Source organism: Thermus sp. KWY1 (assembly GCF_057547025.1).
In genome coordinates, this window is sequence record NZ_BAAJPG010000041.1 from 25236 (window position 1) to 47365 (window position 22130).

At 65.2% G+C, this 22130-nt stretch carries 24 protein-coding genes; 11 read left to right on the forward strand and 13 right to left on the reverse strand.

Annotated elements, in window-relative coordinates; genetic code table 11:
- Positions 1-8 precede the first annotated feature (8 nt).
- From pstB to AC27GT_RS11755, 8 genes are all read right to left on the reverse strand, one after another.
- A complete protein-coding gene (gene pstB / locus AC27GT_RS11720; RefSeq protein WP_081892760.1) occupies positions 9-800 on the reverse strand; it encodes a phosphate ABC transporter ATP-binding protein PstB in 792 nt (263 codons plus the stop codon).
- On the reverse strand, positions 801-1670 hold the full coding sequence (pstA, locus tag AC27GT_RS11725) for a phosphate ABC transporter permease PstA (RefSeq protein ID WP_487224189.1): 870 nt from the start codon (positions 1668-1670) through the stop codon (positions 801-803).
- Positions 1670-2617 (reverse strand): phosphate ABC transporter permease subunit PstC, encoded by a 948-nt coding sequence (gene pstC, locus AC27GT_RS11730; protein ID WP_224065403.1) that lies wholly within the window; start codon positions 2615-2617, stop codon positions 1670-1672. The genes pstA and pstC overlap by 1 nt, the downstream gene beginning before the upstream one ends.
- Before the next feature lie 64 nt (positions 2618-2681).
- On the reverse strand, positions 2682-3761 hold the full coding sequence (gene pstS, locus AC27GT_RS11735) for a phosphate ABC transporter substrate-binding protein PstS (protein ID WP_054391637.1): 1080 nt from the start codon (positions 3759-3761) through the stop codon (positions 2682-2684).
- 35 nt (positions 3762-3796) lie between these two features.
- Complete coding sequence (gene mnmA, locus AC27GT_RS11740) at positions 3797-4915, reverse strand: tRNA 2-thiouridine(34) synthase MnmA (protein WP_015716049.1); 1119 nt, start codon at positions 4913-4915, stop codon at positions 3797-3799.
- The gene (locus tag AC27GT_RS11745; protein WP_015716050.1) at positions 4908-5264 is read right to left on the reverse strand and encodes a HepT-like ribonuclease domain-containing protein; all 357 of its coding nucleotides are present in this window, start codon (positions 5262-5264) and stop codon (positions 4908-4910) included. Before AC27GT_RS11745 ends, mnmA begins: the two co-directional genes overlap by 8 nt.
- Positions 5257-5550, reverse strand: a complete 294-nt coding sequence (locus tag AC27GT_RS11750) for a nucleotidyltransferase family protein (RefSeq protein ID WP_015716051.1) — start codon at positions 5548-5550, stop codon at positions 5257-5259. The genes AC27GT_RS11745 and AC27GT_RS11750 overlap by 8 nt, the downstream gene beginning before the upstream one ends.
- Entirely contained in the window at positions 5547-6431 is an 885-nt protein-coding gene (locus tag AC27GT_RS11755; protein WP_015716052.1) for a DUF1385 domain-containing protein, read from the reverse strand. The genes AC27GT_RS11750 and AC27GT_RS11755 overlap by 4 nt, the downstream gene beginning before the upstream one ends.
- Positions 6432-6470: 39 nt before the next feature.
- Here AC27GT_RS11755 and AC27GT_RS11760 point away from each other — a divergent pair, with 39 nt between their 5' ends.
- A complete protein-coding gene (locus AC27GT_RS11760; protein WP_015716053.1) occupies positions 6471-7868 on the forward strand; it encodes a leucyl aminopeptidase in 1398 nt (465 codons plus the stop codon).
- Between the two features lie 45 nt (positions 7869-7913).
- Here AC27GT_RS11760 and AC27GT_RS11765 read toward each other — a convergent pair whose 3' ends face one another.
- On the reverse strand, positions 7914-8357 hold the full coding sequence (locus AC27GT_RS11765; RefSeq protein WP_015716054.1) for a Fur family transcriptional regulator: 444 nt from the start codon (positions 8355-8357) through the stop codon (positions 7914-7916).
- 156 nt (positions 8358-8513) lie between these two features.
- Between AC27GT_RS11765 and AC27GT_RS11770 the strand changes: the two genes are divergently transcribed.
- Positions 8514-8828: an FtsB family cell division protein gene (locus tag AC27GT_RS11770; RefSeq protein ID WP_015716055.1), complete on the forward strand. Its 315-nt coding sequence runs from the start codon at positions 8514-8516 to the stop codon at positions 8826-8828.
- Positions 8825-9082: a hypothetical protein gene (locus AC27GT_RS11775; protein WP_015716056.1), complete on the forward strand. Its 258-nt coding sequence runs from the start codon at positions 8825-8827 to the stop codon at positions 9080-9082. Before AC27GT_RS11770 ends, AC27GT_RS11775 begins: the two co-directional genes overlap by 4 nt.
- Here the strand turns inward: AC27GT_RS11775 and AC27GT_RS11780 are convergent.
- Entirely contained in the window at positions 9079-9936 is an 858-nt protein-coding gene (locus tag AC27GT_RS11780) for a LysR family transcriptional regulator (RefSeq protein ID WP_015716057.1), read from the reverse strand. The two genes, AC27GT_RS11775 and AC27GT_RS11780, sit on opposite strands and share 4 nt — an antisense overlap.
- 174 nt (positions 9937-10110) lie before the next feature.
- Between AC27GT_RS11780 and aceE the strand changes: the two genes are divergently transcribed.
- Genes aceE through AC27GT_RS11805 form a run of 5 tightly spaced genes read left to right on the forward strand, consistent with a single transcriptional unit; the run spans position 10111 to position 16703 of the window.
- On the forward strand, positions 10111-12777 hold the full coding sequence (gene aceE / locus AC27GT_RS11785) for a pyruvate dehydrogenase (acetyl-transferring), homodimeric type (protein WP_049775656.1): 2667 nt from the start codon (positions 10111-10113) through the stop codon (positions 12775-12777).
- 21 nt (positions 12778-12798) lie between these two features.
- Positions 12799-14055 (forward strand): 2-oxo acid dehydrogenase subunit E2, encoded by a 1257-nt coding sequence (locus AC27GT_RS11790; RefSeq protein WP_015716059.1) that lies wholly within the window; start codon positions 12799-12801, stop codon positions 14053-14055.
- A gap of 40 nt (positions 14056-14095) precedes the next feature.
- Positions 14096-15001 (forward strand): hydroxymethylbilane synthase, encoded by a 906-nt coding sequence (gene hemC, locus AC27GT_RS11795; protein ID WP_038070927.1) that lies wholly within the window; start codon positions 14096-14098, stop codon positions 14999-15001.
- A gap of 42 nt (positions 15002-15043) precedes the next feature.
- Positions 15044-15439 carry a manganese-dependent transcriptional regulator PerR gene (gene perR / locus AC27GT_RS11800; RefSeq protein ID WP_015716061.1) on the forward strand — a complete coding sequence of 132 codons (396 nt, stop codon included), beginning with the start codon at positions 15044-15046 and terminating at the stop codon, positions 15437-15439.
- Positions 15440-15461: 22 nt separating this feature from the next.
- Positions 15462-16703: a bifunctional folylpolyglutamate synthase/dihydrofolate synthase gene (locus tag AC27GT_RS11805; protein ID WP_015716062.1), complete on the forward strand. Its 1242-nt coding sequence runs from the start codon at positions 15462-15464 to the stop codon at positions 16701-16703.
- Between the two features lie 27 nt (positions 16704-16730).
- Here AC27GT_RS11805 and AC27GT_RS11810 read toward each other — a convergent pair whose 3' ends face one another.
- Genes AC27GT_RS11810 through AC27GT_RS11820 form a run of 3 tightly spaced genes read right to left on the reverse strand, consistent with a single transcriptional unit; the run spans position 16731 to position 19413 of the window.
- Positions 16731-17861 carry an aminotransferase class I/II-fold pyridoxal phosphate-dependent enzyme gene (locus tag AC27GT_RS11810; RefSeq protein WP_015716063.1) on the reverse strand — a complete coding sequence of 377 codons (1131 nt, stop codon included), beginning with the start codon at positions 17859-17861 and terminating at the stop codon, positions 16731-16733.
- Entirely contained in the window at positions 17854-18348 is a 495-nt protein-coding gene (locus AC27GT_RS11815; protein ID WP_015716064.1) for a MogA/MoaB family molybdenum cofactor biosynthesis protein, read from the reverse strand. Before AC27GT_RS11815 ends, AC27GT_RS11810 begins: the two co-directional genes overlap by 8 nt.
- A 3-nt stretch (positions 18349-18351) precedes the next feature.
- Positions 18352-19413: a M28 family peptidase gene (locus tag AC27GT_RS11820; protein ID WP_015716065.1), complete on the reverse strand. Its 1062-nt coding sequence runs from the start codon at positions 19411-19413 to the stop codon at positions 18352-18354.
- 9 nt (positions 19414-19422) lie between these two features.
- On the opposite strand from AC27GT_RS11820, the gene AC27GT_RS11825 reads away from it, so the two are divergent.
- The 3 genes from AC27GT_RS11825 to AC27GT_RS11835 are packed head-to-tail and all read left to right on the forward strand — an operon-like array spanning position 19423 to position 22108.
- Entirely contained in the window at positions 19423-20013 is a 591-nt protein-coding gene (locus tag AC27GT_RS11825; protein WP_487224190.1) for a GNAT family N-acetyltransferase, read from the forward strand.
- Positions 19979-21181 (forward strand): SLC13 family permease, encoded by a 1203-nt coding sequence (locus AC27GT_RS11830; protein ID WP_487224191.1) that lies wholly within the window; start codon positions 19979-19981, stop codon positions 21179-21181. Before AC27GT_RS11825 ends, AC27GT_RS11830 begins: the two co-directional genes overlap by 35 nt.
- A 57-nt stretch (positions 21182-21238) precedes the next feature.
- Positions 21239-22108 (forward strand): hypothetical protein, encoded by an 870-nt coding sequence (locus AC27GT_RS11835; protein WP_487224192.1) that lies wholly within the window; start codon positions 21239-21241, stop codon positions 22106-22108.
- The last annotated feature ends 22 nt before the right edge of the window (positions 22109-22130 follow it).

The window sequence follows — 22130 nt, forward strand, 5'->3', positions numbered from 1 at the left end:
CCTAGAGTTTATCCGAAGCGGCCGGTGATGTAGGCCTCGGTGCGAGGGTCCTTGGGTTTGGTGAAGATGGACTCGGTGGGGCCGAACTCCACCATCTCCCCGTTGAGGAAGAAGGCGGTGTAGTCGGAAACCCGGGCGGCCTGTTGCATGTTGTGGGTCACGATGACGATGGTCACCTGCTCCTTCAGGGAGAGGAGGAGGTCCTCTATGGCCTGGGTGGAGATGGGATCCAGGCTGGCGGTGGGCTCGTCCATAAGCAGGACCTCCGGCTCCACCGCCAGGGCCCGGGCGATGGTGAGGCGTTGTTGCTGTCCTCCGGAAAGGCCGCTCGCCGGGGTGCGCAGGCGATCCTTGACCTCGTCCCACAGGGCAGCGCCCCGCAGGGCCCTTTCCACCGCCTCGTCCAGGCGGCGCTTGTCCCTTATGCCCACCAGCTTAAGACCCGCCGCCACGTTGTCGTAGATGGACATGGTGGGGAAGGCTGTGGGTTTTTGGAAGACCATCCCCACCCGCCTCCGCACCAGAACCGGGTCCACCCCGGGGGCGTAGATGTTTTCCCCGTCCAGGAGGACCTCCCCTTCCACCCGGGCGATGGGGGTGAGGTCGTGCATGCGGTTTAGGGCCCTTAGGAATGTGGTCTTGCCGCATCCGGAGGGCCCGATGAGGGCGGTGATCCGGTGGCGGTAGATGGGGAGGTTTACCCCGCCCCCGACCCCCACGCCCACCCGGTTTCCGTAGCGGACCACTAGCCCTTTGGATTCCATGTGGGTGCCCACGGTTTCCTTGGTTTCCGGTAACATTTAGAACCTCCTCCTCGAGGCCCAGCGGGCCAGCAGGCTCGTCAGGGTGATGAGCCCAAAGAGCACCAGCCCCGCAGCCCAGGCCTGGCGGTGCCAGTCCTCGTAGGGGCTGATGGCAAAGGCGAAAAGCCGCAGGGGAAGGGTGTCCATGGGCTTAAGGGGGTTTAGCTCCAAGAGAGGACTGCCAAAGGCGGTGAAGAGGAGGGGCGCTGCTTCCCCCGCCGCCCGGGCGAAGGCCAGAAGAACCCCCGTGATGAGCCCGGCCCGGGCCGTGGGCAGGACCAGGGAAAGGATCACCCGCCAGCGGGGAAGCCCCAGGGCCAGGCCGGCTTCACGGATCTCCTTGGGCACCAGGCTGAGCACCCCCTCGGTGCTCCGGGCCAGGATGGGGATCATGAGGAAGCCCAAGGCGAAGGCTCCCGAGAGACCCGAAAACCCCCCCATGGGCTTTACGATGAGGATGAAGGCCAAAAGCCCAAAGAGGATGGCGGGCATGCCGTTTAAGGTGTCGGAGAGGAGGCGGAGGTACGGGTTCACCGGATGGTCGGGATACTCGGCCAGGAGGATCCCGGCGGCCAGGCCAAAGGGCAGGGCGATGAGAAGCCCAAGCCCGTCCACGATCAGGGTACCCACGATGGCTTGCCTGAGCCCCCCTCCGGTTTCCCCGGGGGGGCGCATGTCCTTAAGGAAGAAATCCAGGTTAAGGGCGCCTGCCCCTTGGCTTAAGGCGTAGGCCAGCACCAAAAGCAGGATGAGGAAGGCAAGCCCCGTACCCAGGCCCACCAGGGTCATCATGAAGCGCTCCTTGCGGTAGCGGGCTCTAAGGGCCAGGTTTTTTTCCAGGCTCCTCAGGTTGCCGGCAGGAAGCATCACAGTACCCCCTTGACCAGGCGCTCCTGGCGCCGGAGGACGTAGGCCGCCGCGAAGTTCACCGCCATGGAAACCCAGAAGAGAAGGAAGCCCACGGCGATCAAGGCGGAAAGGTGCAGGTCCTCCACGGCCTCGGTGAACTCGTTGGCGATCACGCTGGGCATGGTGGCCGCCCCGCCGAAGAGGGTGTAGGGAAGCTTGTGGGAGTTGCCGATGACCATGGTGACCGCCATGGTTTCCCCCACCGCCCGGGCCAGGGCCAAAAAGGCCCCGGCGATGATCCCGCCCTGGGCCAAAGGAAGGATGGCCATGCGCATCACTTCCCAGCGGGTCGCCCCCAAGGCGTAGGCGGCCTCCCGATGCTCCTTGGGCACCAGGGCGATGGCATCCCGGGCTAAGGCGGCGGTGTAGGGGACGATCATGGAGGCCAGGATCAAAACGGCGGTCATCAGCCCATATCCCGTGGGTACCCCCAGGATGGGCACCAACCAAGGCGCATGCTCCGCCGCCCACATGTAGAGGGGAAGCTGTACCTGGTCCCGGATCCACGGGGCCAAGACGAAGATGCCCCAAAGGCCGTAGACCACGCTGGGTACTGCGGCCATGAGGTCCAGGAGAAAGTTGATCACCTGGGCGAGCCACCTGGGGGCATACTCGGCGGCGAAGATGGCTGCGGCCAGGGCGGGGAAAAAGGAGAGCAAAAGAGCCGAGAGGCTCACGATCACCGTGCCCAAGATGTACGGCCAGGCCCCGAAGGACTTCTGGATCACAGGGTCCCACTCCCTACCCAGGGCAAACCCCAAAAGCCCAAATCGCTTCAGGGCCAGGCTTCCCCCCTGATAGAGCTCGTAGGCCATGAGCACGGCCAAGGCCACCACACCCAGGGCCAGGAGAAGGAGAGCCCAGGCAAAGATCCGGTCGCCGAAATGGGTGTACAGCCGCTTCATGGATAACCCCTTTTCAAGATAAGGGGTGGCCCCGGAAAAGGCCACCCCTGGGGCAAGGGTGTTTCTAGCGCCCCGTGATCTCTTTGCCGATGGGCTTGCCCTGGTAGGTGACCCGGGAGAGGAGAGCCAGGGCCCGCTGTTGGGGCACGGAGGCCAGGGCCCCGTAGGTGAGGGGCTCGTTGTACTTCTGCCCGTCGGTGAGGATCCACTTCACGAACTCCACCAGGGCCCGGGCCTCAGCCTCGCTCTTCACCGCCTTGTTGGCGGAGAGGTCCTCGTAAAGGAGGAGGTAGGTGAAGCTGGCGATGGGATAGCCGCCAGGCTCGGAGGTGTCGGTGATGGAAACCCGCATATCCCCGGGAAGGGGTACGTTGGCGGCAGCCTTGATGCTGGGGAGGTCCGCCAGGATGAACCGTCCCGACTTATTCTGCACCGCCCCGTAGCTCAGGTTGTTCTGCTTGGCGTAGGTGACCTCCACGTAGCCGATGGCGCCGGGAGTCTGTTTGACCACCCCGGCCACGCCCTCGTTGCCCTTGCCTCCCACGCCCACGGGCCACTGGACGCTGGTGCCCCGCCCCACCTTGCTGGCCCACTCGGGGGAAACCTTGGAAAGGTAATCCACCCAGACGTAGGTGGTGCCGGAGCCGTCGGAGCGGTGCACCACGGTGATGGGCAGGGGAGGAAGCTTCACGTTGGGGTTGAGGTCCTGGAGAGCAGGGTCGTTCCAGGTCTTGATCTTGCCCAGGTAGATGTCCGCCAGCACGGGTCCGGTGAAGCGCAGGGGTTCCCGCACCCCAGGAAGGTTATAGACCGGGACCACCGCCCCCAGGGCATAAGCGATGTTGAGGGCGTTGGTCTTGAAGCGGGTGCGTACATCCTTCATGACCTGGTCGGTCAGGGGGGCGTCGCTGGCGCCGAAGTGCACCGTCTGCTCCAGGAACTGCCGGATACCCCCGCCGGAGCCGATGGACTGGTAGTTGATGCGCACCTTGCCCCCGGTGAGCCGGGTGTACTCGTCCCCGTACTTGGCCATCAGGGGGTAGGGGAAGGTGGCCCCCGCCCCCACCAGGGTGATCACTTCTTGCGCCCATGCCGAAGCCGCTAGTGCCAATGCTCCCAAAACCGTTGCCGTTAGCCGTCGCATCCGAAACCTCCCACCTGTACTCTGGCAGCCCTTTGTCAGGAGAAGGTCAAGGCGTTTGCCTGGGGCTTCCCCTCGAGGCCTGCCAGGTTGTAAAGCCCCTGGCGGATTACCGCGCCCCCCAAAAGCCTCTCCCCCTGGTAGAACACGGCGCTTTGCCCCGGGGTCACGGCGAAGACCGGGGTGGCGAAGCGAAGGCGCAAGGGGTTTAAGGACTCCACCTTGGCCCTTACGGGAGGGGTGCGGTAGCGCACCTGGACCTCCACCTCCTCGGGAAGCTCGGCCAGGAGGTTGGCCTCCTCTCCCTCAAGCCCTAGCCAAAGGGTAGCCTCCCTGGGCCCCACGTAGACCACGTTGGCCAGGGGGTCCACACCCACCACGTACCGCTCCAGGTGGGGCTTGAACAGGCCGAGGCCCTTTCGCTGGCCGATGGTGTAGAGGCTTGCTCCTTGGTGCTCTCCCACCACCTCCCCGGTGAGGGCGTCCACCAGGGGACCGGGGCGGACCTCGAGCCTTTCCCTCAGGAACTCCTTCAGGTCCCCGGCCACGAAGCAGAGGTTCTGGCTTTCCGGCTTCCTGGCGGTGGGAAGCCCGGCCCTTTCCGCCAGGGCCCGCACCTCAGCCTTGGTCATCCCCCCCACGGGGAAGAGGAGGTGGGGAAGGGCCTCCTTGGGGGTTCCCCAGAGGAAGTAGCTCTGGTCCTTCAGGGGGTCTATTCCCCGGAGAAGGCTTTCCCCCTCCCGGCGCACGTAGTGCCCCGTGGCCACATAGTCCAGGCCCAGGCGCTGGGCCTGCTTGAGGAGGGCCCCGAACTTGACGAAGGTGTTGCAGCGGGCGCAGGGGTTGGGGGTGCGGCCTTGGGCGTAGTCCTTCAGGAAGGGCTGGATGATCTCCTCCTCAAAGGTCTCCCGGTAATCCAAGAGATAGAAGGGGATATCCAGGATCTCCGCCACCCTGCGGGCCTCGTAGGCGGCCTCGGGGGTGCAGCAGCTTTCCCAGGCCCGCCCCTTGTGGGGGATATCCAGGGTGGGCCTTGGGGGCTCCTCGGGCCAGAAGCGCATCATGGCCCCCACCACCTCGTACCCCGCCTCCTTCAGGAGGTAGGCGGAGACGGAGGAGTCCACGCCCCCGGACATGGCCACCAAGACCTTAGGCATTACGCTCATCTACCTCCCTCAGCATACGCTGAAGGGTTTCCTTCAGCGTGGGTACTTGTTCCTTGGCGATGGTCCAGACCACCTCGGGATCCACGGCGAAGTACTGGTGGGCCACCACGTTGCGCAAACCCACCACCCGGCGCCAGGGAATCTCCGGGTAGCGGCTCTTGATCTCTTCGGGAAGGTGGCGGGCCGCTTCGCCCAGGATTTCCAGATTGCGCGTTACCGCATCCAGGTGGAGGTCGCTTTCCAAAAAAGCGTCCCAGTCCAGGCCAGACAGATAGCGCTCTATGCGACCTATGGCCTGAAGCATATCCGTCAGGTAAAGGCGGAGCTGGCGCTTAGACATACACCAGGTCTCCTTCTACGGCTTCCCGAAGGAGGGGATTTTGCCTTAAGGCGCCCGTGGTCAAGAGGTCCACGGGAATGCCCAGAATCCCTTCCAGGTAGGCCTTAAGGTCCACCAGCTCCCACCCCAGGGGCCGCTCCAGCTCCACCAAGAGGTCTAGGTCGCTCCCGGGTCTTTCCTCACCCCGGGCGTACGAGCCAAAGACGGCGATGCCCTTAACCCCAAAGCGCCTGTGGAGCTCTTCGCGGTGAGCCTCGAGGAGGGTGAGGATTTCCGTAAGGCTCATGCCACCACCCGTTCGCCCAGGGCGGCCTCCGTGCTCCTTATGGCCACCTCCGCCATCTCGGGGGTGGGCTCGGCCACGGTGAGGGCCTGGAAGCGGAAGCCTAGCTCCCTCAAGACCAGGGAAACGGGATCGTTGTGCCGGGCGGAGAAGTAGAGGAGCTCAAAGGCCAAGGCCGCCACCACTGGCAGGAAGAGGACCCGGGCCAGTAGCCGCCACCAGAGCACCTCCGGGGCGGGGATGAAGCTGTAGACCAGGATGGAGACCACGATGACGAAGGCGAGGAAGGTGGTGCCGCACCGGGGGTGGAAGCGGGGCTGGGCCATGACGTTTTCCACGGTGAGGGGAAGCCCCTTTTCAAAGGCGTGGATGGCCTTGTGCTCCGCCCCGTGGTACATGAAGAAGCGCTTGATCTCCGGCAGACGTCCGATGAAGCGGAGGTAGCCCACCAGGATGCCCACCTTGAGGAGGCCGGCCAGGAGGTTGTAGAGGAGGGGGAAGCGGGCAGCATCCAGGAGGAGGCCGGCCAGGAACCCGGGCAGCACGATGAAGAGGGCGATGCCCAGAAGGAGGCTCACCGCCACCGTGCCCCACAGGGCCCCCTTGGGCACTTCCTCTTCGCCCCCCACCAGCTCGGCGCTGCGGGCGAGGGCTCGGTAGCTCACGGAAAGGGCATCCCAAAGGGCCACCACCCCCCGGATCAGGGGGAGCTTGGCCCAGGGGTAGCGCTGGCTTAGGGCGGGCTCCTCGTGGCGCTCCACGTGGATTTGGCCGTCGGGAAGGCGTACCGCCAGGGCCCAGGCCCAGGGAGCCTTCATCATCACCCCCTCGAGGGCCGCCGAACCCCCTAGGGCCACCTGCTTGGCGAGCAAGAGAAACCGCATCCCTCCCATTCTGCCATGGGGGCGTGGTATCTTCCAGGCGTGATCACCTTGCATGCTTTAGAGGCCACGTTGGCGGAGGGGAAGGCTCCTTTGAAGGTGGTGTGGGTGAAGAAGGGGGAGCTTACCCCTCAAGGGGAGGCCTTGGACGTCCGCCTGGGAGGGCTTCTCCGCCAGGCTATGGCCGGGGCGGGGTTCAAGGGGGAGGCGGGGGAGAACCTCTTGCTTTCCACCCCCGAGGGGCATTTCCTCCTCTTCGGCCTGGACGAGGATCCGCGGGCCACGGGGGGAAAGCTGGCCCAGGCGCTCGCCAAGCTATCCTTCCCCGAGGTTCTGGTGGAGGCCCTCGAGGCCTATCCCCTGGCGGAAGGGATTCTCTTGGGGGCGTACCGCTTTGACCGCTACAAGGGCTCCAGGGAGGAGAAGCCCGTGGCCATCCAGCTTTCCGGAGCTAACCCGGAGGAGGTGGAAAGGGCGAAGAAGGTGGCGGAAGGCGTTTACTGGGCCCGTGACCTGGTGAACGAGCCTCCCAACGTCCTCACCCCGGAGGCCCTGGCGGAGGCGGCCCTTTCCCTTAAGGCCTTCGGGGTAGAGGTGGAGGTTCTGGACGAGGAGGCCATCCAGGCTTTGGGCATGGGGGCCTTCCTGGCGGTGGCCCAGGGGTCGGAGAACCCCCCCCGTTTCATCGCCCTGCGCTACGCTCCCGAAGGCGCCCGGGAGAGGCTGGACCTGGTGGGCAAGGGGCTCACCTTTGACTCCGGGGGCTACTCCCTCAAGCCCACGGAGGGCATGGCCACCATGAAGGGGGACATGGCGGGAGGGGCGGCGGTCCTCGGGGCCATGAAGAGCGCCGCCCTCCTGGGCCTTCCCGTGGAGATCCGGGGCTACATCGCCGCCTGCGAGAACATGGTTTCGGGCCGGGCCTACCGGCTTGGGGATGTGCTCAAGACCCTTTCCGGGAAGACGGTGGAGGTGATGAACACCGACGCCGAAGGAAGGCTCACCCTGGCGGATGCCCTGGCCTATGCGGAACGCCAGGAAGCCAAGCGGATCCTGGAGCTTTCCACCCTCACGGGCTCGGCGGTGGTGGCTCTGGGGGAGGAGGTGGCCGCTCTCTTCGCCACGGAGGAAACCTGGGGGAAGCAGGTGGAGGAGGCGGCGAAGAAGGCAGGGGAGAAGGTCTGGCCCCTGCCCCTGGAGAAGGCCTACCGGGAGAAGCTGAAAAGCCCCGTGGCCGATCTTAAGAACGTGGGGGACCGGAACGGCGGGGCCATCACCGCGGCCCTTTTCCTGACGGAGTTCGTTTCGGTGCCTTTGGTGCACCTGGATATCGCCGGGCCGGCCTTTGCCAAAAAGGCTCACGCCTTAGGTCCTGAGGGGGGCACGGGGTTTGGGGTGAGGACGGTCCTCAAAGTGGCCCAAGGGCTGAGCGAAGGTTAAAAAGCCCCACCCTGCCTCCGGGCAGGGTGGGAGCCTATAGAATCCTTACTCCTGGCAGTTGGGGCAAAGCCCCCGGAACTCCAGCCGGAAGTTCTCCAGAGCCCAGCCGGACTTTTCGGCGGCAGCCTTTTGCGCCTGGGAGAGGTCCAGCTCCGGCAGGTTCTTCAAGAGGAGGTCCTCCACCTTCCCGCAGGAGGTGCAGACCAGGTGCACGTGGGGCTCGTTGTAGCCGTCGTAACGGGTCAGGCCCTTGGGGTCGCGGAACTCGTAGATGAGGCCGTGTTCCCGCAGGACGTGTAGGTTCAGGTATACGGTGGAAAGGCCGATGTCGTAGCCCCGCTTCTTAAGGCCGTTGTAGAGCTCCTCGGGGGTAGGGTGGACGTTCTTGCGATCCAGGTAGCTTAGGATCCGCTCGCGGGGCAGGGTGTGCCTGAGCCCAACCGCCTTTAGCCGCGCCCGGTAGTTTTCCTTTTCCCTCATCCTTGGCATAGCTCCTCCTTCCTTTCAATTCCAGTATACACAGGCCATGTGCAAATGCAACACCAAATTGGGTAAAAGGTGGTATAGACTTTCCCTCTCTTTTTGGGAAGGGTTTTTCTCAGGGAGTGTTCCCCAAGTTTAGGTAAAGTTCCAGGTTCTTCCATTATGCCATACCCTTCCAAGGCCACGGGTTGTCCGCGGTATAATGGACCCATCTTGGAGCGGCCCGTCTACCGCATCCTGCACCTGGTCTTCGCCCTGGGTTTGGCCCATGCCCTTTTCCTTTTGGGGCAGGAGGGGGTCAGGGCGTATGAGCTCGCTCGGGAGCGGGCTAGGCTGGAGGAAGCCCTGCGCCAGGCGGAGGCCCGGGTGGCCCGCCTCGAGGCCGAGGTGAAGGCGGTCAAGGATCCCGCTTACCTGGAAGCCCTGGTCCGCAGGTTGGGTTTTGTGCGGCAAGAGGAGATACTAAGGAGGCGATGAGGGAAGACCCGGCGGCACTCTTTCTGGAGGATGAGGCCCTCACCGACGGCCTCACCGATGAGGAAGCGGAAACCCTTCTTTCCTGGCTTTTGGACCTGGCGCGGGAGGCCAGCCCCTCCCAGCTGGCCCATCTGAGAAGGCTGGGGCACGAGATCACGCGCCTTTCCCGCGACTACGGCCTGCCGGTGGAGGAGCTTATCGGCCTGGTGGAGCTGGCCTGGGGGGAGGCGGATGCCCCTGGCCTGCAGGCCTAGAAGACCAGGGCTTTGAGGAGTTCCCGCACCTCCAGAAGCCTGGGGGGCGGGGGAGTGAGGCGGTAGATGAGGGAAACCTGTAAGGCGGCCTCCTCCTCCAGGGGCTTGAGCACCACCCCGGGGTGGGGAAAGACCCGGTAAGGGGCCAGGGTGAGGTAGACCCCTACCCCGGCGGCTACCAGGCTCACCGCCTGGGAAAACCGGGCCACCTCCCGGGCCACCCGGGGCGTGAAACCCGCCCGGCGGAACACCTCCATGAAGGCCTCGTAAAGGGGGGGCAGGGTTTCCTTGGGGAGGAGGAGGAAGGGCTCCTCCTTGAGGGCCTTAAGGGGTACCCGTTCCCTCGAGGCCAGGGGATGCCCCTCGGGCAGGGCCACCACGATGGGCACCTGTAGGAGGGGTTCTTGGCCGATGATGGGGTCCTCCACCCGAAGCCCCGCCAGGCCGTAGTCCAGCTGGCCTTCCTTGAGGGCCTTTACCTGCTCAGGGGTGTGCATCTCCAGGATCTCCACCGGCTGGCCCAAGCCCCGGCGCAGGTGGTCCAGAAGGGGCATGAGGTCGGGAAGGAGGTTTTCCGGCACCCCGAAGCGGAGTTCCTCCCGATTGGCCCGCCGCACCCGGGCCTTTAAGGCCTCCACCTCCTGCAGAAGTTGTCGGCCCTCCCGCACCAGCACCTCCCCCGCCGGGGTGAGGCGGAAGGGCCTGCGTTCCAGGAGCCTCACCCCGAGTTCCTGCTCGAGGGCCTGGATCTGCTGGGAAAGGGCGGGCTGGGAGAGGTAGGCCTTCTCCGCCGCCCGGTGGAAGTTCTTCTCCTCGGCCAGAAGAAGGAAAAGCCGCAGGCGGCGCAGGTCCATGATAAGGTTAGCTTATCACCACGACCCAGGCTTTTCTATTGGACAAAGGGCTCCATCTGCCCCAGACTGGGATGAGGAGTCGGTGTAGTGTAGTTTTGCGCAAAAGGGGGGAGGTTGACGGCAGTGAATGCGGATGCGCTCAAGCAGGCCCTAGAGGCCCTTTCCCCAGAGGAAATGGCCCGGTTCAGGGAGGAGGAAAACCGGGAGTGGCGGGAGTCCTTGGAGTACGTGCTCCGGGTGGAGGGCTTTGCCCGGGTGGAGGAGCTTTTGCGCCTTCTGGACGAGTACCTTTACCTACAGGGCTTCTCCCCTCCAAACCGCCTCTCCACCCCCTACCTGAACACCATCCCCAAGGAGCAGGAACCCCCTTATCCCGGGGACCTCGAGCTGGAGAGGCGCATCGTCAACATCCTGCGCTGGAACGCAGCCATGATGGTCACCCGGGCCAACAAGAAGGCGGAGGGGATCGGGGGGCATATCTCCACCTACGCCTCCATCGCCGAGCTGTACGAGGTGGGGTTCAACCACTTCTTCCGCGGGCCCGAGGCGGGGCTGGACCGGGACCTGGTCTTCTTCCAGGGCCACTCCTCCCCCGGCATCTACGCCAGGGCCTTTCTGGAGGGAAGGCTAAGCGAGGCGGACCTGGAGAACTTCCGCCGGGAGGTGCACCCTCCGGTTCCGGGGGGCCGGGGGCTTTCCAGCTACCCCCATCCCTGGTTGATGCCGGATTTCTGGGAGTTCCCCACGGTTTCCATGGGCCTTGGCCCCATCCAGGCCATCTACCAGGCCCGCTTCATGCGTTACCTGGAGGACCGGGGTCTGAAGCCCAGGAGCAGCGCCAAGGTCTGGGCCTTCTTGGGGGACGGGGAGCACGACGAGCCGGAAACCGTGGGGGCCTTGCACCTGGCGGCCCGGGAGAACCTGGACAACCTCATCTTCGTGGTGAACGCCAACCTGCAGCGTCTGGACGGGCCGGTGCGGGGCAACTCCAAGATCATCCAGGAGCTGGAAAGGCTCTATAGGGGTGCGGGCTGGCGGGTGATCAAGATCGTCTGGGGCTCCGCCTGGGACCGGCTTTTGGCCAAGGATAAGGAGGGCCACCTCCTGAGGCGGTTTGAGGCCCTGGTGGACGGGGAGTCCCAGCGGTACGCCGCCTTCGGGGCCAAGGAGCTCAAGGAGCGCTTCTTCAACACCCCCGAGCTCAAGCAGCTCATCGAGGGCATGAGCGACGAGGAGCTGGATGAGCTAACCCGGAGCCGGGGTGGGCACGACCTGGTGAAGATCCATGCCGCCTACAAGGCGGCGGTGGAGCACCGGGGAAGCCCCGTGGTCATCCTGGCCCGCACCATCAAGGGCTACGGCATGGGGCCCACGGCCATGGCCAAGAACGTGGCCCACCAGGTGAAGAAGCTCACCGAGGAGGACCTGAAGGAGGCCCGGGCCTTCTTGGGCATTCCCGTTCCGGAGGAGAAGCTTTCCGAGCTTCCCTATTACCACCCGGGGCCGGACTCCCCCGAGGTGAGGTACCTCCTGGAGCGCAGGAAGGCCCTGGGGGGCTTTGTCCCTGAGCGCCGGGTGCGGTTTACCGGGGGCCTCGAGGTGCCGGGGGAGGAGTTCTTCCAGGAGTTCTACGAGGGCACGGGGGGGCGGGAGATCTCCACCACCATGGCCTTCGTGCGCATCCTGGCCAAGCTTCTCCGACATCCCAAGATCGGCAAGCTCATCGTCCCCATCGTGCCCGACGAGGCCCGCACCTTCGGCATGGAGGCCCTGATCGCCCAGGTGGGCATCTACTCCCCCCAGGGGCAGCTTTACATCCCCGTGGACGCCGGCACCCTCACCGCCTACAAGGAGAGCAAGGAGGGCCAGATCCTGGAGGAGGGCATCACCGAGGCGGGGGCCATGGCGGACTTCATCGCCGCCGGTACCGCCTACGCCCACTGGGGCATCCCCACCATTCCCTTCCTCATCACCTACTCCATGTTCGGCCTCCAGCGCATCGGGGACCTGGTCTGGGCGGCGGCCGACCAGCGTACCCGGGGCTTCCTCCTTGGGGCCACCGCCGGGCGGACCACCCTGGAGGGGGAGGGTTTGCAGCACCAGGACGGGCAGAGCCACATCTACGCCCTGGCCGCCCCCAACCTCTTGGCCTACGACCCCGCCTTTGCCTACGAGTTCGCCGTGATCCTCGAGGACGGCCTTAGGCGCATGTACGCCCAGGGGGAGGATGTCTTCTACTACATCACCATCGAGAACGAGAACTACCCCCACCCTCCCATGCCCGAGCCCAGGGAGAAGGTGAAGGAGGGGATTCTCAAGGGCCTTTACCTCTTCCGTCCGGGAGAGGGGGAGGGCCCCAGGGTGCAGCTTCTGGGCTCGGGGCCCATCCTGCCCCAGGCGGTGAAGGCCCAGGAGCTCCTTCAGGGCTACGGGGTGGTGGCGGATGTGTGGAGCGCCACCAGCTACAAGGCCCTCTACGTGGATGCCATAGAGGCGGAAAGGGAGCGGAGGCTTTTGGGGAAGGCCCGCAAGCCCTATGTGGCCGAGGTTTTGGAGGGTCACGAGGGCCCCGTGGTGGCCGCCAGCGACTACCTCAAGGCCCTGCCCAACCTCATAAGGGGGTATCTGGACCGGCCCTTCTGCGCCCTGGGCACGGATGGCTTTGGCCGCTCGGATACCCGGGAGGCCCTGAGGGACTTCTTTGAGGTGGATGCCCGGCACATCGCCTACGCGGCCCTTGCCCTTTTGGCCGAGGAGGGCAAGGTGCCGGCTAAGACCCTGGCCAAGGCCCGGAAGGAGCTTGGGCTCGAGCTTTGGGAAACCCCGCCCCACAGGAGGTAAGGGGGTATTCTGGAGGGCAAGATGGAGCTGAAGCTTCCCGAACTGGGCGATAACGTGAGCGCCGCCACGGTGGTGGGGGTGCTGGTGAAGGAGGGGGACCGGGTGGCCCCGGGGGACCCCCTCTTGGAGCTGGAAACCGACAAGGCGGTGATGGAGGTCCCCGCCGAGGCGGGCGGGGTGGTGAAGCGGGTTCTGGTGAAGGTGGGGGATGAGGTGCGTCCCGGGCAACCCTTCCTGGAGCTGGAGGCTGGGGAGGCGGAGGTTCCCTCGCCCCAGGAGGTGCCCCCTCCACCCAGGGAGGAGAAGGTCCAGGCAGCACCTCCTTCAAAAGCCCCCAGCCCTTCGCCGGCCCCGGCAGGGCAGGAGGAAGGCCGGCTCATCCCGGCGGCTCCCTCGGTGCGGCGGTTGGCGAGGGAGCTCGGGGTGGACATCCGCCAGGTGAGGGGTACGGGCCTTGCGGGGCGCATCACCGCCGAGGACGTGAGGCGGGCTGCGGGCCAGGTTCCCCCTTCCCTGCCGGCGGAGGCCATAAGCCCCCTCCCGACTTCCAGGCTCCCCGATTTCAGCCGCTGGGGCCCGGTGCGTACCGAGCCCATGAGCGGGGTGCGCAAGGCCACATCGAGGGCCATGGCCCAGGCCTGGGCCCAGGTGCCCATGGTCACCCACTTTGACGAGGCGGACATCACCGAGCTGGAGGGCTTAAGAAAGCGCTACGCCAAGCGGGCGGAGGAAAGGGGCTTTCGGCTCACCCTCACCGCCTTCCTCCTCAAGGCCCTGGCCTTGACCCTGAAGGCCTTCCCCAAGTTCAACGCCTCCATCGATGCGGAAAAGGGAGAGATCATCTACAAGGATTACGTGCACATCGGGGTGGCGGTGGACACCCCCCATGGCCTCCTGGTGCCGGTGATCCGGAATGTGGACCAAAAGGGGGTTCTGCGCCTGGCCAAGGAGCTTCAGGAAGTTTCCGAACGGGCCCGGGAGCGGAAGCTCACCCCGGAGGAGATGCAGGGAGGCACCTTCAGCCTCTCCAACCTGGGGGGGATTGGCGGCACCGGATTCACCCCCATCGTGAACTGGCCGGAGGTGGCCATTTTAGGGGTTTCCCGTTCCCAGATGAAGCCCGTGTGGGATCCGGAGAAGGAAGCCTTCCAGCCCCGGCTCGTCATGCCCTACAGCCTCACCTACGATCACCGGCTTATAGACGGGGCCGAGGCAGCCCGCTTCTGCCGCCATCTGGCCCAGCTTCTGGAGGATCCTTTAGGCCTGGCCTTGGAATAGGGGGTGCCCGGCCCCGGGTTCTCGTGTAGTATGGGAAAGTATGCGCGTCATCGTGGTGGGAACCCGGGGCAGCGCCTTGGCCCTGGCCCAGACCCGCTTTGTGGTGGAGCGTCTTAAGGAAAGCTGGCCCGAGGCGGAGTTCAAGGTGAAGACCATCAAGACCCGGGGGGACCAGGGGGCGAACCCCATGGAGCAGGCCATCTTCGTTAAAGAGCTTCAGGAGGCGCTTCTTTCCCGGGAAATCGACATCGCCGTCCACTCCCTGAAGGACCTCCCCACGGAGGAACCCCCGGGGCTCAAGATCGCCGCCATACCCCGCAGGCAGGACCCCCGGGACGCCTTCTTGGGCAAGGTGTATAAGCGCCTCGAGGACCTCCCTGAAGGCGCTGTGGTGGGAACGAGCTCCATAAGGCGCAAGGCCCAGCTTCTGGCCCACCGTCCGGACCTGGTGGTGAAGGACCTGAGGGGCAACGTGGACACCCGCCTGGCTGCCTTGGGGAATGGGGAGTATGACGGGATCATCCTGGCGGCGGCGGGGCTCATCCGGCTGGATCTGCGCAACCGCATCGACCAGTTCCTGGAGCCTGAGGTGATGCTTCCCGCTCCCGGCCAAGGGGCCTTGGCCCTGGAGGTGCGCCAGGGGGACGATCTGGCGGAGGAGCTCTGCTATGCCCTTCACCACCACCCTTCCCACGACCGGGTACGGGCGGAGCGGGCCTTTTTGAAGGGCCTTGGGGCTGGGTGCCTGGCCCCGGTGGGGGCCTTGGCCCAGGTGGCGGAGGACGGCACCCTCCTCCTCGAGGGGATGGTCCTCACCCCCGACGGCAAGAGCTTCATCCGGGCGGAGATCGAGGGCGACGCCTCCGAGGCCGAGGAGCTGGGGTTGGAGCTGGCCCAGGACGTGTTGGAGCAGGGAGGGCGGGAGATTCTTGCCCAAAGCCGATAGGTTTGCTGGAGTTTTCCCCCGGCCTAGGGTATAGTGGGGTAGATGGCGCTTAAGCGCTTGACCCGCCAGCGTAAGGCTGTTTTGGAGGTGGTGAAGAGGGCCCACAACCACCCCGACGCCGCCTGGATCTACCAGGAGGTGCGCAAGGTGGTGCCCAAGGTGAGCCTGGGGACCATCTACCGCACCCTCGAGGCCCTGGTGGAGGAGGGCTACCTCATCCCCATCACCAAGGCGGGGGAGGCCACCCGTTACGACGCCAACCTGCACCCCCACCTGCACCTGGTCTGCCAGGGGTGCGGGGCCATCGTGGACCTGGAGGTGGATCTTCCCGACCTCCTCACCCCCGTCCAGGAGGCTTACCCCCAGCTGGAGGTAAGGGAGGTGGAGGTCACCTACAAGGGCCTCTGCCCCACCTGCAAGGCAGCCCTTAAGGGCTAGGTCGGCCCGGAGGGCCAGCTTGATGGAGCCCTTGGCCTGGCTTTACGCCCGGCAGGGCTGGGTGAAGCCGGGGCTGGAGCGCATCCGGGTTCTCCTTGCCCGCCTGGGGAATCCCCAGGAGGCTTACCCTGTGGCCCTCGTTGGGGGAACCAACGGTAAGGGGACCGTGGCCCGGGCCCTGGCGGCCATCCTGGAGGAGGCGGGCTTGAGGGTGGGGCTTTACACCAGCCCCCACCTGGTGGACTTCCGGGAGCGCGTGGCCATCCAGGGCCAGCCCATAAGCCAGGAGGCGGTTCTTTCCCTTCTGGAGGAGATCCGCCCCCAGGCTGAATCCCTGGAGGCCACCTTCTTTGAGGTGGCCACCGCCCTCGCCCTCCTCCACTTTGCCCGGGAGGGAGTGGAGTTTGCGGTCCTCGAGGTGGGCCTGGGCGGGCGCTTTGACGCCACCAACGCCGCGGAGCCCCAGCTTTCCGTGGTGACCAACATCGGCCACGACCACCTGGAGATCCTGGGCCCCACCCTGAGGGATGTGGCCCGGGAGAAGGCGGGGATTTTCCGCAAGGGGGTGCCGGCCCTCACCGCCGCCAGGGGGGAGGGGCTGGAGGAGCTTCGGGAGCGGGCCCGGGCTATGGGCACCCCCCTTTGGGTTTTGGGGGAGGAGTTTTCCCTTCTTGGGGTGGAGGCTTTGGGGGAGGGCCTGGCCTTCCGCCTGCGGATCCGGGGGGAGGAGAGGACCTTCCGCACGCGGCTTCTCGGCCCCCACCAGGCGGAAAACCTGGCCCTGGCGGCGGTATCGGGAAGGCTCCTTGGGGCGGGTTGGGAGGCGGTGGAAAAGGGCCTCCTTCGGGCGGAGAACCCGGGGCGGCTGGAGCGCCTTCCTTGGCCCGGGGGGAAGAAGCTCCTCCTGGATGGGGCCCACAACCCGGAAGGGGCCTGGGCCTTGCGGCAAGCCCTTCGCTTCCACGGGCTTCTGCCTGCCGCCTTGGTCCTGGGCTTCAGCCGGGAGAAGGACCACCGGGCCATGGCCGAGGCCCTTAAGGGGTTGGGGCCGGTGGTCCTTACCCGCTACGCCTCTCCCAGAAGCCAGGACCCCAGGGCCCTCCTCCCCCTCTTCCCGGGGGCCCTGGTGGAGGAAGAACCCTTAAAGGCCGTGGAAAGGGCCTTCACCCTGGAGAACCGGGTGGTGGTGGCGGGAAGCCTGTACCTGGTAGGGGAGGTGAAGCGGGCCCTTTTGGGGCTTCCCCCGGAGGAAAGGTGGCAGTAAACACCACCGGGCGAAGCCGGGGTGGTATCAGTCCAGGGCCTCCCGCAGGATGCGGGCGGCTTCCTGTAGCATCTCCATGGGTTGCACCAGGGCGATCCGCACGTGTCCCCTTCCCCCAGGGCCGAACCCCCTCCCCGGGGCCACGGCCACGCCCCGCTCCACCACGCTTAGGGTGAACTCCAGGTCATCCACCCCCTGGGGAAGCTTCCCCCAGAGGTACATGGTGGCCTTGGGGGGAAGGAGGTCCAGGGCCCCCTTAAGAGCTTCCGCCATTCCCAGGGCCCGCTTTTGGTAGACCTGGGCGAAGCCCCGGGTCACCTCCCTAGGGGTCTTGAGGGCAGCGATCCCCATGCGCAGGATTCCAGCATACTGGTTGAAGTCCATGACCCCCTTCACCCTTTCCAGCCGGGCTATGGCCTCCTCGTTCCCCAGGGCGAAGCCCAGGCGGAAGCCTGCCAGGTTGTAGCTTTTGGAGAGGCTAAAGAGCTCCACCACCCGTTCCTTGGCCCCGGGAAGGGCCAGGGGGGAGGGGGCCTCCCCCTGGTAGACCTGGTCCACATAGGGGTTGTCGTGGACCAGCCAAAGCCCATGCCTTTCCGCCAGGGCCAAGGCCTCCTCAAAGTAGCCCCAGTCCGCCAGGGCCCCCGTGGGGTTGTTGGGGTAGTTGAGGAGGAGGACCTTGGCTTCCTTCCAGATGCTTTCCGGCACCCGGGAGAGATCCGCCAGGCCGTCTTCCCGCAAGGGGATGAGGTGGGTCCTTAGGGAGGCCACCCGGGCAGCGCCGAAGTAGCTGGGGTAGGCCACCTCGGGCAGGAGGAGGAGGTCTTGGGGCTCGGTGAGGGCCAGAAGAAGGTGGGCCAGGCCCTCCTGGCTGCCGATCAAGGCCAGGGCTTCCCGCCTGGGGTCCAGGCGTACCCCATAGCGGCCTTGGTACCAGCGGGAGGCTTCCTCCAAAAAGGGAAGGGTGCAGCTTTTCAGGCAGTAGCCGTAAGTGCTGGGGTCAGAAAGGGCTTCCCGCAGGGCCTGAAGGGGCTCGGAAGGGGGCAGGAGGTCGGTGGAGCCGATGGAGAGGTCGATGAGGCGGATCCCCTTCTCCCGGGCCTTTCTCTTGGCCTCATCCACCACCAGGAAGACCGAGGCTTCAGGAACCCTACTCATGGTGCCCCTCCCGCCAGGCCTTGCCGGTGATGAGGCTTAGGGCATGGGGCAGGACGGGAAGCACCGCCTCTAGGGATTCCCGGGCTCCCTTGGGGCTTCCTGGCAGGTTCAGGATGAGGCTTTTTCCCCTTACCCCCGCGAGGCCCCGGGAAAGGGCAGCCATGGGGGTTTTCTCCAGGCCCTTAAGGCGCATGAGCTCGGCAAGGCCCGGCACCTCCTTGTCCAGTAGCTCCCGGGTGGCCTCGGGGGTCTTGTCCCGGGGGGCCAGGCCCGTGCCCCCGTTGGTGAGGATGAGGTCCAGGCCCTCCCGGTCGGCCCAGAGCCGGATGACCTTCTTGATCAGGGGAGGCTCGTCGGGGACGATCTCGTAAGCCGCCACCTCGAAGGGCCCTTCCTTTAGGGCCTCGCGGATGGCCAGGTGGGTGGTGTCCTCCCGTTCCCCCCTCGAGCCCTTATCGGATACGGTCAGGATGCCCACGCGGAACATTTGTCAAGAGCTTACCCCGTGGAAGACCCTTTGCAAAAGGGTGCGGGTGTAGCGCAGGGTGCCCTCGAGGGCTCCCTGGTCCAAACGGGCAAAGGTATCCGTGGGCCAGTGCCACTCGGGAGGCACCCCCTGTTCCAGCCGTATCAGGGAAAGGCAGGGAAAGCCCCTTTGCGCCAGGGGCAGGGTGTCGAAGTAGGCCAGGCGGTAGCGGAGGGGACGGGCTCCTGGGGTTTTTCGGGCCGCATCCAAGAGCGCTCCACGGTAGGGAACATAAAGGAGCATGCCTTCCCCTTCCGCATAGAAAAGCTCTCCCCGGCCCACGTTGTCCAGGTTAAGGACCAGGGTGCCTGGGGGAAGATGCGGGATCAGGGCCTTGGCCCCAAGGGCCCCCACCTCCTCGCAACCCGTGAGGGCGAGGCCGAGCCGCCAGCCCTCTGGGGGCTTGGTTTCCAGGAAAAGGGCCGTGGCCACCGCTACCCCGCTTCCGTTGTCGTTTCCCCCCTCCACGTAAGGAGCCCCTAGCTCCCGGTGGAGGAGGAGGGCAGCCTGGATGAGGAAGTAGAGGCCTATGGGCCACCTGAGGGGGGTGAGGGCGAGAAGAGGGGACAGGAAGGCGAGTAGGGCGTTCAGGAGGAAGCTTTCCCGGAAGCGGCGAACCCTTTGCGGGTGGTAGAGGAAAAAGGTCTTGGCGGTGTCCACGTGGGCCATAAGGAGAAGGGCTTTTTCCCCTTGCCCCTTCCAGGCGAGGAGGTTTTGCGAGGGATGCCGGTCTAGAAGGAAGCTCCAAGGCCTAAACCCGTTGAAGTAAAGGAAAAAGGCCAAGGCTCCCAGAAGGGGTGGCCAAGGGGAAAGGGGAGCCAAGGCAAGGAGGAGGCTGATGCCGAGAAGTTCCCACCCGTAGCTTCTGACCCCCCGGAAAGGAAGGGTTTGGACCCGGTGGCCCCGCTCTTCCAAAAAGGTGCGCAAGCGGCGGAAGGCTTCGGCCTCGAGGGGGGTAGCGCTTCCCCGGTGGGGAAGGTGGAGGAGGGAAAGAAGCTCCTTCAGGGTTTCCACAAACCCCAGCATAATGAGCCTATGTGGTCCTTTCCCCAGAGCCTCGAGGGCCGGTATGTCCGCTTGGAGCCCCTAACCCTCTCCCACCTTCCGGGCTTCCAAGCCCAGTTCGACTCCGAGGTCTACCGCCACATGAGCCATAGGGTAAGGGGGCCGGAGGACCTAAGGGCTCACCTCGAGGCCCTTCTTTCCGAGCCTGGCCGGGTTAACTGGGCCGTTTTCCTGAAAGGGGAGCTGGCTGGGCGGATCTCCGTCATCGCCCCGGATCCGCAAAACCGCAAGCTGGAGATCGGTACCCTCATCTTCAAACCCTTCTGGGGAAGCCCCGCCAACAAGGAGGCCAAGTACCTCCTCCTGCGCCACGCCTTCGAGGTGCTCCTCGCGGAAAGGGTGCAGTTTAAGGTGGACCCCTTGAACCTGCGAAGCCAAAGGGCCTTGGAGTCCTTGGGGGCGGTGCGGGAAGGGATCTTGCGGCGGAACCGCCTTCTCTCGGATGGCCGCTTCCGCGACGACGTGGTCTACAGCATCCTGCGGGAGGAGTGGCCTCGTGTGAAGGCCCGGCTGGAGGAGAAACTGTATGGAGCTTTCCCAGGAAATACGGGAGGGGCTTAGCCTCCTGGTACTCCTCCTCACCTACCTGGGCCTGGCCCTGGGAGGGCTTCCCGGCTACCGCATGAACCGGGCGGGGGTGGCCCTGGTGGGGGTGAGCTTTCTGGTGCTCCTCGGGGTCTTGGACCTCCGGGAGGCCTGGCAGGCCCTGGACGCCCAAACCCTCACCTTCCTCTTCGGCATCATGGTCCTGAACGCCCATCTGGGCTATGCGGGCTTCTTTGGCCTTGCGGCGGAGAGGCTTTTGGGTCTGGCCAGGACTCCCTTGGCCCTTCTCCTCCTTCTTACCTTTGGAAGCGGGTTCCTTTCCGCCCTTTTCCTGAACGACACCATGGCCCTTCTCCTCACCCCCTTGGTCCTCTCCCTAACCCGGAGCCTGGGCCTGAACCCCGTGCCCTACCTCCTTGCCCTCATGGCGGCGGTGAACACGGGAAGCCTCATGACCCCCACGGGGAACCCCCAGAACATCGTGGTGGCGAGCCTATCCGGCATCTCCTACCTGGGGTTTGTTTCGGCCCTCTGGCCCGTGGCCCTGCTGGGCCTGGGGCTCCAGGTGGTTCTCCTGGCCCTCCTCTACCCCGAGGTACGCTCCTTAAAGCCCCTTCCCCCCATCCCCCCCTTGCGCTACCGCCTGCACGGTCCCCTGTTGGCCAAGGGGCTTTGGGTGGCCTTTGGGCTTTTCCTGGCCTTCCTCCTGGGCTACCCCATGGCCCAGGGAGCCTTGGTGGCCGCGGGAATCCTCCTCTTCACCCGCCGCCTACGCTCCGAGCGCTACTTCTTGCGGGTGGACTGGGAGCTACTGGTGATGTTCGCCGCCCTCTTCATGGTCACCGAGGGGGTGCGAAGGCTGGGCCTGGCGGAGTTTCTTGTGCCCTTGGCCACCACGCCTTTGGGGCTTCTTCTGGCCGCCACCCTCCTTTCCCTTCTCATCTCCAATGTGCCTGCGGTGTTGCTCCTGGCGCCCCTGGTACAGGAGCCCAGGGACTGGCTTCTTCTGGCTGGGGGAAGCACCCTGGCGGGGAACCTGACCCTCTTGGCCAGCGTGGCCAACCTCATCGTGGCCGAGGGGGCGGGAAGGGAAGGGGTGAGGATAGGATTCATGGAGCACCTTCGGCTGGGGTTGCCCCTTGCGATCTTAACCTTGGCTTTAGTTTTCTTTTGGGTATCTTGACAGCCTGGGGGTTAAGCCTGTAGCTTTTCCCATGTGAAGGCATAAAGGGGGAAAAGTATGAAAAAGGCCTTGCTGGGTGTTTTTCTGCTTTTGGTTTCTATGGGGCTTGGGCAGCGCACGCTCACGGACGCAAAGCTGGAAGGTGTGCGGCGCATTGTGAACGACACGGTGGCTGTGGAGCTTCGCGGGTGCTGGCAGCATGAAGGGGCGGTACGTTGCGGCTTTGCCTTCTCCGCTGCCTGGACCAACCTGAACCCTTTCCTGACCCTCCGCACCGCAGACCTAACTGTCACTTACGTGCCCAGCTCTCCAGGAAGCACCACCCAGGCGGAGCCGCAGACCGTTCGCGCCCGGATGCTGACCGTGGCCGACACGGCGGACCAGGGGATCAAGCATGATCTCTCTTTGGAGGCGATGCCCACCCTTGTGCTAGCAGACTTCCCTGTTCCCACCGGGGTGAAGACCCTTAGTGCCGTTAAGGCGGGCACCTTCACCTTTGATGCGGTGCCGGTGGCGGATAAGCTCCCTTCCGAAGACCTCCTGGTAGCCAGCTATATTGGCCCAGAGGCCCTCAGCTTCCAGGTGGGGCAGTTTAGGGTGGAGTTTGTTGATGTAGTTAAGGGCTGTTGTGACCACGCTGGACTGCGCTTCCGAGTTACGAACACCGGACCAGAGGCCACCTTCCAAGCTGACTGGCGCTTCCGCTACTACATTCCGGGGGCGGAGATAGTCCCAAGGCTTTATTGGGCGTGCGAGGGAGCCACGCCGCCGAAGCTCCTTAAGGATATGTCGGTGATGTGCCACTTGTGGATACAATGGGATAACGCGTACCACCAGTTTAAGAACAAGCTTCCTCTCCTTGAGATCTCCTTGAACCAAGATAAGCGGCTCTTCCGCAACGTCTACCTGAACCGGTTCTTGCGCTAGGGAAGGCGTAGGGGGGAGGAGG

Bases quoted from the DNA above. Each gene is read 5' to 3' on its own strand.
- AC27GT_RS11780 (WP_015716057.1), bottom strand. From the start codon at position 9,936: ATGGACCTGCGCCGCCTGCGGCTTTTCCTTCTTCTGGCCGAGGAGAAG.
- AC27GT_RS11825 (WP_487224190.1), top strand. From the start codon at position 19,423: ATGTGGTCCTTTCCCCAGAGCCTCGAGGGCCGGTATGTCCGCTTGGAG.
- AC27GT_RS11815 (WP_015716064.1), bottom strand. From the start codon at position 18,348: ATGTTCCGCGTGGGCATCCTGACCGTATCCGATAAGGGCTCGAGGGGG.
- AC27GT_RS11770 (WP_015716055.1), top strand. From the start codon at position 8,514: ATGCCATACCCTTCCAAGGCCACGGGTTGTCCGCGGTATAATGGACCC.
- AC27GT_RS11810 (WP_015716063.1), bottom strand. From the start codon at position 17,861: ATGAGTAGGGTTCCTGAAGCCTCGGTCTTCCTGGTGGTGGATGAGGCC.
- AC27GT_RS11830 (WP_487224191.1), top strand. From the start codon at position 19,979: ATGGAGCTTTCCCAGGAAATACGGGAGGGGCTTAGCCTCCTGGTACTC.
- pstS (WP_054391637.1), bottom strand. From the start codon at position 3,761: ATGCGACGGCTAACGGCAACGGTTTTGGGAGCATTGGCACTAGCGGCT.
- AC27GT_RS11745 (WP_015716050.1), bottom strand. From the start codon at position 5,264: ATGTCTAAGCGCCAGCTCCGCCTTTACCTGACGGATATGCTTCAGGCC.
- AC27GT_RS11765 (WP_015716054.1), bottom strand. From the start codon at position 8,357: ATGCCAAGGATGAGGGAAAAGGAAAACTACCGGGCGCGGCTAAAGGCG.
- pstA (WP_487224189.1), bottom strand. From the start codon at position 1,670: ATGCTTCCTGCCGGCAACCTGAGGAGCCTGGAAAAAAACCTGGCCCTT.
- mnmA (WP_015716049.1), bottom strand. From the start codon at position 4,915: ATGCCTAAGGTCTTGGTGGCCATGTCCGGGGGCGTGGACTCCTCCGTC.
- pstB (WP_081892760.1), bottom strand. From the start codon at position 800: ATGTTACCGGAAACCAAGGAAACCGTGGGCACCCACATGGAATCCAAA.
- pstC (WP_224065403.1), bottom strand. From the start codon at position 2,617: ATGAAGCGGCTGTACACCCATTTCGGCGACCGGATCTTTGCCTGGGCT.
- AC27GT_RS11750 (WP_015716051.1), bottom strand. From the start codon at position 5,550: ATGAGCCTTACGGAAATCCTCACCCTCCTCGAGGCTCACCGCGAAGAG.
- AC27GT_RS11835 (WP_487224192.1), top strand. From the start codon at position 21,239: ATGAAAAAGGCCTTGCTGGGTGTTTTTCTGCTTTTGGTTTCTATGGGG.
- AC27GT_RS11775 (WP_015716056.1), top strand. From the start codon at position 8,825: ATGAGGGAAGACCCGGCGGCACTCTTTCTGGAGGATGAGGCCCTCACC.
- hemC (WP_038070927.1), top strand. From the start codon at position 14,096: ATGCGCGTCATCGTGGTGGGAACCCGGGGCAGCGCCTTGGCCCTGGCC.
- aceE (WP_049775656.1), top strand. From the start codon at position 10,111: ATGGCCCGGTTCAGGGAGGAGGAAAACCGGGAGTGGCGGGAGTCCTTG.
- AC27GT_RS11790 (WP_015716059.1), top strand. From the start codon at position 12,799: ATGGAGCTGAAGCTTCCCGAACTGGGCGATAACGTGAGCGCCGCCACG.
- AC27GT_RS11820 (WP_015716065.1), bottom strand. From the start codon at position 19,413: ATGCTGGGGTTTGTGGAAACCCTGAAGGAGCTTCTTTCCCTCCTCCAC.
- perR (WP_015716061.1), top strand. From the start codon at position 15,044: ATGGCGCTTAAGCGCTTGACCCGCCAGCGTAAGGCTGTTTTGGAGGTG.
- AC27GT_RS11805 (WP_015716062.1), top strand. From the start codon at position 15,462: ATGGAGCCCTTGGCCTGGCTTTACGCCCGGCAGGGCTGGGTGAAGCCG.
- AC27GT_RS11755 (WP_015716052.1), bottom strand. From the start codon at position 6,431: ATGCGGTTTCTCTTGCTCGCCAAGCAGGTGGCCCTAGGGGGTTCGGCG.